The organism is Micromonospora sp. NPDC047753, assembly GCF_040642735.1.
In the GTDB taxonomy this organism is placed as follows: domain Bacteria; phylum Actinomycetota; class Actinomycetes; order Mycobacteriales; family Micromonosporaceae; genus Micromonospora.
In genome coordinates, this window is sequence record NZ_JBEYSL010000904.1 from 1 (window position 1) to 1,030 (window position 1,030).

The 1,030-nt window shown below is 71.7% G+C and carries 3 protein-coding genes; 1 reads left to right on the top strand and 2 read right to left on the bottom strand.

Translation table 11 applies throughout. From position 1 onward, the window contains the following. Positions 1-261: acyl-CoA dehydrogenase C-terminal domain-containing protein (locus tag ABZ749_RS35635; protein ID WP_357235870.1), on the top strand; the 261-nt coding region annotated here is incomplete at its 5' end. 3 nt (positions 262-264) lie between these two features. On the opposite strand, the gene ABZ749_RS35640 is transcribed toward ABZ749_RS35635, so the two are convergent. Next, positions 265-441, bottom strand: coding sequence for a hypothetical protein (locus tag ABZ749_RS35640; RefSeq protein WP_355010015.1), 177 nt, complete (start codon positions 439-441; stop codon positions 265-267). Between the two features lie 98 nt (positions 442-539). Further along, positions 540-1,030, bottom strand: a 491-nt coding sequence (locus ABZ749_RS35645) for a spermidine synthase (protein ID WP_357235873.1), incomplete at its 5' end; no start/stop codon positions are given.

The following is a 1,030-nucleotide window of genomic DNA, read 5'->3' on the forward strand; positions in this document are numbered from 1 at the left end:
TGGGCTGACGGTGACCCGGTGCTCGCGCTGGCCAACGCCAGCGCCTACCTGGAGGCCGTCGGGCACGTGGTGATCGCGTGGATGTGGCTGGAGCAGGTGCTGGTGCTGCCGCCGGAAGGCGCCGGCGACGCGTTCCACGCCGGCAAGCGGCAGGCCGCCCGCTACTTCTTCACCGTCGAGTTGCCCCGGACCGGCCCGCAGTTCGACCTGCTGGACAGCCGGGACCGGACCACGCTCGACATGCGCCCGGACTGGTTCTGACCCTCAGCGTCGTCGGCCCTGGTGCTGCACCGCCTGCCGCCCCTTGACGACGCCCCAGACGATCACGATCACCAGCGCGATCAGACCGATGATGATCAGCCAGCGGACCGCCTCGAGGATCAGGCCGAGCAGGATCAGCACGCCGGCGACCACGCCGACGACCCAGAGCAGTGCACGCATGTCGACCTCCAGTGACCGGCCGTGCCTGGTGCGGCCGGCCCCGGTTTCTCATTCCCCGTCCGGCCGACACCATGCGCGGGCGGCACACCCGACGTCGATCAGGGGCCGGTACGCGCCACGTAGACGGTGTTCGCCGACTCCCCGCCGGTCAGCGGGTTGGCGAACGGCACGACATGCGCGCGTACGCTCACGAACACCTCACTGAGCGCGGCGGTGAACTCGGCGTCCGGCGGATCGTCCGACCAGAGCGCGAAGACTCCCTCGGGGCGTAGCAGGGCGGCCAGGCGACGCAACCCGGCTGGCGGGTAGAACGCCGCGTGGCTCGGGTGCAGGACGTTGCGCGGGGAGTGGTCGACGTCGAGCAGGACCGCGTCGAACCGCCGGCCGGGCACCTCGGCGTCGAAGCCGGTGTCACCGGCCACCGCCGCGAAGAAGTCGGCCTGGACGAAGCGGGTCCGGGGGTCCTCGGCGAGCCCCGCCGCGAACGGCAGCAGCCCTCGTTGGTGCCAGTCGATCACGTCCTCGATCGCCTCCACCACGAACAGTGAGCGCACCCGGGGGTCGCCCAGCGCCGCGCAGGCGGTGTAGC